This window comes from Nocardia sp. NPDC003345, assembly GCF_053589395.1.
Window position 1 is genome coordinate 1 of record NZ_JBSFRU010000394.1, and the last position, 5,367, is coordinate 5,367.

The window sequence follows — 5,367 nt, forward strand, 5'->3', positions numbered from 1 at the left end:
TTCGAGGTGACCGTCGATGCCACGACCGGCCGGGTGGCCGGGGCGCCGATCCCCGATTGAACGAGCCGATCGCCGATCACCGCCGCACCCGGCCGGTGATCGGCGACGGACCGCTTCCGGCACTAGACTCGCCACCACTGTTGCCGCGCAATGCCGGAATCGAACAGGAGATGACCCGCCGATGACGATGATCCAGCTGGCCGCTCCCGACGGCGATATCGCCGCGCACCGGGAGGCCCCGGAGGGCTCCGGCCCGTGGCCGGGAGTGGTGGTGCTCCACGATGCCGTCGGTCTCACCGCCGATACCCGGCGTCATACGCGGATGCTCGCCGACCACGGCTACCTGGCCCTCGCGCCCGATCTGTTCGCCCGCGGCGCGCGCTGTGTCCCGGGTGTCTTCCGCGACCTGCTGTTCACCGGTGACGGCCGGGCGGTGCGCGATATCCTCGCCGCCCTGGACCGGTTGCGCGGGGATCCGGCGTGTACCGGCAAGGTCGCGGTGGCCGGATTCTGTATGGGCGGTGGATTCGCCCTGCTGACCGCGCCCCGGGGGTTCGACGCGGCGGCGCCCTTCTATCCGACCAGCCGCGGGGACTATGCCGAGATGCTGCGCGGGAGCTGCCCGATCGTGGCCAGCTACGGCCGTCTGGACCCCATCAATATCCACCGGGCCGAGCGGATGGAGCGGGTCCTGGACGAGTACGGCGTCCCGCACGATGTGAAGACCTATCCGGGAGTGACGCACGGTTTCGCGAACCGGCTGCCGGTCGAGGCGGTGATCCGGGTGACCGGTCTGGGCTACAACGAGGAGGCGAGCACCGACGCCTGGCGGCGGGTTTTCGCTTTCTTCGACGCGCATCTGGCGTCGCCGGGCTGATCACGGGTGCGTGTTCCCGGCTCCGGGAGCGCTGGGAAAAATTTCACCGCTGAATATCGTACCGTTACCCAACGGTAAATGACCGCGAACGGGTCGCGGCGACCGATTGGGAAGCGGGTGCGATATGTCCGGCAACTTCTTCGGGTTCATGCTGATGTTCCTCGGCATGATGATGATGATGAACTGACAGGCGGGCGGGGCAGCGCGGCCGGAAGGAGATCGATGTGCCCGCAGGCCGGGTAACCGTCGCCGGGGGCGCGTTGCGGCTGGACGGTGCGCCCTGGTGGCCGGCCGGACTCGACGCGTACCAGCTCGCGACGGATTGGTCGATCAATCGCGGCTGCGGCGCGTAGGTCGACCTCGACCGCTATTTCGCCGCGCTGCCCACCCGATCGCTCACGCGTTTCAACGCTTTCGAAGCGCTGGCCACCGAACGCGTCACCGGTGCCCGCAACTGGTCGGCCGTGGACGCGGTGTTCGCCGCCGCCGAACGGCACGGGCAATTGGTGATTCCCGTGCTGACCGGGCAGGACGGCGCCTGCGAGGACGAGTTGTACAAACAGTACGACTGGTACGCCGGTGGCTGGCGGACCCGGCCGCACGGCCTCGCGGCGACATTCGAGGAGTGGCTGATCGCCGCGGTATCGCGGTGGCGGGATTCGCCCGCCGTCGCCGCCTGGGAGATCGTCGGCGAACCCGAACCCGGTCGCTGCCCCGGAGGTGATTGCGCGGCGAACGCGCGCATCTGCCCACCGGACGCGGCGGCGGTACTGCGGCGTTTCATGGACGAGGCCGGTGCGCTGGTGCGGGCGGCCGCGCCCGGGGTGCCGATCACCGCCGGATTGCTCGGCGGGGGTCAATGTGGTTCCGCCGGGGACGAATACGGCTATCTGGCCGAATCGCCGTTTATCGATATCGTCCAATATCACGACTATCACGCGGACGGCATACCGTTGCCCGGCGACCGGTGGAACGGGCTGGCGCGGCGGATCGAACAGGCCGTCGCGGCGGGTAAGGCGCTGCTGGTCGGCGAGATCGGCCAGTACGCGGATGGTTCGGAGACGGCCTTGCGCCGGCGGGCGGCCGATATCGAGGCCAAGATCACCGGACAGCGGGCGGCCGGGACCGCGGGTGCGCTGCTGTGGGCCTTCGTACCCGATCCGCGTATCGGTTCCGACACCTACGACATAGGCCCGCACGACCCGCTTTTCGACGTGCTGGCCCGGCACAACACCGCGACCCGCCCGGTATAGGCGATACCCTCGGACACGTGGCCGATAACCGGACGATGCGAGAGCTGATGCTGGCAGGGGAGCCCTACCTCGCCGACGACCCGGAACTCCGGGAGCTGAGCCTGCGGGCGATGGATCTGATGGAGGCGTACAACGTCACTCCGATACGGGAGGCCGCCCGCCGCCGGGAGCTGCTGAGCGAATTACTCGGCGCGATAGGGGAGGACACCGAGATCCGGCCGCCGCTGCGGGTGGACTACGGCACCCAGATCCGGATCGGTTCGGGGAGTTTCGCCAACTTCGGGCTGGTGGCGCTGGACGTCGCCGCGATCACCATCGGTGACGATGTGCAGATCGGCAGCAATGTGCAGCTGCTGACCCCCACCCATCCGCTGGACCCGGTGCGGCGGCGCGCGAAATGGGAAGCCGGGCAACCCATCACCATCGGGGACAATGTCTGGCTCGGCAGCGGGGCGATCGTACTGGCCGGAGTGACGATCGGCGCCGACACCGTGGTCGGTGCCGGCGCCGTGGTCACCCGCGATCTGCCCGCCGGGGTGGTGGCGGTGGGCAACCCGGCCCGGGTGATCCGCACGCTGGACCGCCCCGAGACCTGAACCGCGGCCCGCCGGCGTTCACATCGCCGGCAGCTGCTCGCCCTGCACCACCTGGATATCGAGTTCCAGTTTGACCGTGGTTCCCACCGCGGCCACTCCGGCCCGGACCACCGCGTTGTAGTCGATGGCGAAATCGTTGCGGTGCAAGAGTGTTTCGGCGTGGAAGGCCGCCCGGACTCCGCCCCACGGGTCGGCGCCGAAGCCACCGAAGGTCACGTCCAGATCGACTTGGCGCCGCTGCCCGTGCAGGCTCAGGTCGCCGGGCATGACCCAGGTGTCGGCCCCGGTGCGGCGCAGGCCGCGGCCGGTGAACGCGATGACCGGATACTGTTCGACGTCGAGAAAATCGGCCGAGCGCAGGTGGTCGTCGCGCATGGTGATCCCGGTATCGATACAGGCGGCCTTGATCTCGGCGTATCCGGTGGACCGGTCGAAGGGTTCGGCGATATCGATGCGCCCGCCGACCTCGGGGAACCTGGCTTTGATACTCGAGATACCGAGGTGACGCGCGGTCGCGATAACCGTCGAATGAACAGGATCGATGGTCCAGGGGCCGGCCGGTGGGAGCGCCACGGTATCCACCGCGGAGACCAGCGTGATCTCGCCGAGCGATCCCGTGCCGGTCGCGGAGATCTGGGCGGTCCGGGCCAGCGGCTGGTATCCCGGCGCGGTGAGGACGGCGGTGTGCACGCCCTGGGGCAGGGGCCCGGTGGCCACCGCCCCGGTCTCGTCCGCGACCACGCGAGCGATCTGCTGCCCGCTGGTATCGGTGACGGTCAGCACCGCACCGGCCAGGGGCCAGCTCTCGGCGGTGCGGATGCGGGCGGTCAGTCCGGTCATGCGTTGTCCTCGTTTCCGTATCCCAGCCGGATATCGTGGGCGGCTTCCTCACCGGTGACGCTCACCTGTCCGGAGACCGGCGGATAGCCGCGGGCGACCACCGTGTACTGCCCTTCGGGCAGATCGGTGACGACATACCGGCCGTTCTCGTCGGTGCGCACGGTCGCGGTGACATCGCCCGCCGCGTCCAGCACCGTCACCTGCACGTCTGCGGCGACGCGTCCGCCGTCGGCGCGGGCCGCGCCGGTGAGCACTGCCATCGGCGCGAGTTCGATGTCGTGGCGCAGCATGCCGCTGTCGGGCACGGTGAGCGCGCTGGCGCTGGGGCGCATATGGTTCGCGACCGCGACCAGTGTGTAGACGCCCGGCACCACCCCGTGGCACAGGTAGGCGCCGTCGGTTCCCGACGCGGCCGACGCCACGACCTCGCCGCGCTGATCGGTGACCGTGACCATCGCGCCGGCCAGCGGCTCGCCGCCGCGCGCCGAGCGCACCACCCCGGAGAGTTCACCCAGTCCCGACAGGGTGAGGTCCAGGCGTGCCGGTTGTCCGGTGACCGCCACATTTATCGCGGCGGGCCGGTGTCCGGCCGCGGAGGCGATGAGCACATAGTTCCCGGCTCCCGGAGCGCCGATCGCATAGCGTCCGTCGCCGCCGCCGAGCGCCCGCGCCACCTGATGACCGCGCTGGTCGATCAGGGTGAGCGCGGCGCCGTGCACGGGACCGCCGTCGTCGCGCGTGATCCGGCCCTCGAGCGCGGCGGATTCCGGAACGTCACCGGTGGTCGCCCCGGCCGACAGGGTGGTCGCCGCGGGCACACCGGCTCCGTACACGCCGTGACCGTTCTGTCCGGCGGCCACCGTACCGGCCATGGCGCCGACCGGTACCGGCGTGGGTTCGGCCGGTGCGTCGTCGGGTCGCCGATCCCCGGCAGCCTGGGCATGCGCGGGTTCGGGGACGCTGTACGGAGTGGTGTCGAGACCGGAGAGGTCGTCGGGGACCCGGTCTTTCGTCATATCGGCGGTGACCGGTTCGGCCACCGCGGCCGCGGGATCGGCCACCGGCTCGATATCGATGGTGCGGCGCAGCGGGCGGTTGGGCAGCAGGATGGCCGCGATCAGGGCGACCACGGTCGCGACGGCGGCGATCAGGAAGATCCGCCCGGTGGCGTCGCCGTAGGAGAAGCGCACGATCTCGGCGATCGGTGCGGGCAGCGCCTTCAGGTCGAGATTTCCGCTGCCCGACGACGATCCGGCGGGGATGCGGAGTTCGGCGAACCGCGCGGTGGACAGTTCGGCGACGCGGGTGGCCAGGACCGAGCCGAGGACCGAGACGCCGATGGCGCCACCGAAGGTGCGGAAGAAGGCCACGCTGCTGGAGGCGGCGCCGATGTTCTGCACGCTGACGGTGTTCTGGACGGCCAGCACGAGGTTCTGCATCATCATGCCGACGCCCGCGCCGGTGAGGGTGATGAAGGTGCCGATCAGCCACATGTTGGTGGCGTGGTCGACCGTGGACAGTAGCCCGAAGCCGACGACCAGCAGGGCCGCACCGGAGACCACGAACGGCTTCCACTTACCGAACCGGGTGATCAGCGCGCCCGAGGTGACCGACGCGACGAGCATGCCGGCGACCATGGGCGAGGACAGCAGGCCGGCGGCGGTGGGGGAGTAACCGCGTGCGGTCTGCAGGTACTGGCCGAGGAAGGTGGTGGCACCGAACATGCCCACGCCGACGGCGATGGAGGCGATGATGGCCAGCGCGGTGGTGCGTTCGGTGACGATCTTGAGCGGGATCACGG

7 protein-coding genes and 1 pseudogene are annotated in these 5,367 nt (G+C 70.0%); 5 read left to right on the forward strand and 3 right to left on the reverse strand.

All coding sequences use genetic code 11. The annotated features are described in order from the left end of the window. From ACWDU1_RS28955 to ACWDU1_RS28975, 5 genes are all read left to right on the forward strand, one after another. Window positions 1-185, forward strand: a 185-nt coding sequence (locus tag ACWDU1_RS28955) for a hypothetical protein (protein ID WP_450003301.1), incomplete at its 5' end; no start/stop codon positions are given. Next, window positions 182-877 (forward strand): dienelactone hydrolase family protein, encoded by a 696-nt coding sequence (locus ACWDU1_RS28960; RefSeq protein ID WP_450003303.1) that lies wholly within the window; start codon window positions 182-184, stop codon window positions 875-877. The genes ACWDU1_RS28955 and ACWDU1_RS28960, both read left to right, overlap by 4 nt. Window positions 878-1,101: 224 nt before the next feature. Next, window positions 1,102-1,230 carry a hypothetical protein gene (locus tag ACWDU1_RS28965; protein WP_450003304.1) on the forward strand — a complete coding sequence of 43 codons (129 nt, stop codon included), beginning with the start codon at window positions 1,102-1,104 and terminating at the stop codon, window positions 1,228-1,230. 111 nt (window positions 1,231-1,341) lie between these two features. Next, the gene (locus ACWDU1_RS28970; RefSeq protein ID WP_450003306.1) at window positions 1,342-2,130 is read left to right on the forward strand and encodes a beta-mannosidase; all 789 of its coding nucleotides are present in this window, start codon (window positions 1,342-1,344) and stop codon (window positions 2,128-2,130) included. A gap of 35 nt (window positions 2,131-2,165) precedes the next feature. Further along, entirely contained in the window at window positions 2,166-2,726 is a 561-nt protein-coding gene (locus ACWDU1_RS28975) for a sugar O-acetyltransferase (RefSeq protein ID WP_450003309.1), read from the forward strand. Between the two features lie 18 nt (window positions 2,727-2,744). On the opposite strand, the gene ACWDU1_RS28980 is transcribed toward ACWDU1_RS28975, so the two are convergent. From ACWDU1_RS28980 to ACWDU1_RS28990, 3 genes and pseudogenes are all read right to left on the reverse strand, one after another. Continuing rightward, window positions 2,745-3,566, reverse strand: a complete 822-nt coding sequence (locus ACWDU1_RS28980) for a YceI family protein (protein ID WP_450003308.1) — start codon at window positions 3,564-3,566, stop codon at window positions 2,745-2,747. Then, complete coding sequence (locus ACWDU1_RS28985) at window positions 3,563-4,438, reverse strand: MSCRAMM family protein (RefSeq protein WP_450003311.1); 876 nt, start codon at window positions 4,436-4,438, stop codon at window positions 3,563-3,565. Before ACWDU1_RS28985 ends, ACWDU1_RS28980 begins: the two co-directional genes overlap by 4 nt. A gap of 42 nt (window positions 4,439-4,480) precedes the next feature. Next, window positions 4,481-5,367, reverse strand: a pseudogene (locus tag ACWDU1_RS28990) (MFS transporter); the annotation flags it as partial.

What these genes read in the sequence shown, in the direction of transcription:
- ACWDU1_RS28960 (WP_450003303.1), top strand. Translation starts at nt 182, where the DNA reads ATGACGATGATCCAGCTGGCCGCTCCCGACGGCGATATCGCCGCGCAC.
- ACWDU1_RS28980 (WP_450003308.1), bottom strand. Translation starts at nt 3,566, where the DNA reads ATGACCGGACTGACCGCCCGCATCCGCACCGCCGAGAGCTGGCCCCTG.
- ACWDU1_RS28985 (WP_450003311.1), bottom strand. Translation starts at nt 4,438, where the DNA reads ATGGCCGGTACGGTGGCCGCCGGACAGAACGGTCACGGCGTGTACGGA.
- ACWDU1_RS28975 (WP_450003309.1), top strand. Translation starts at nt 2,166, where the DNA reads ATGCGAGAGCTGATGCTGGCAGGGGAGCCCTACCTCGCCGACGACCCG.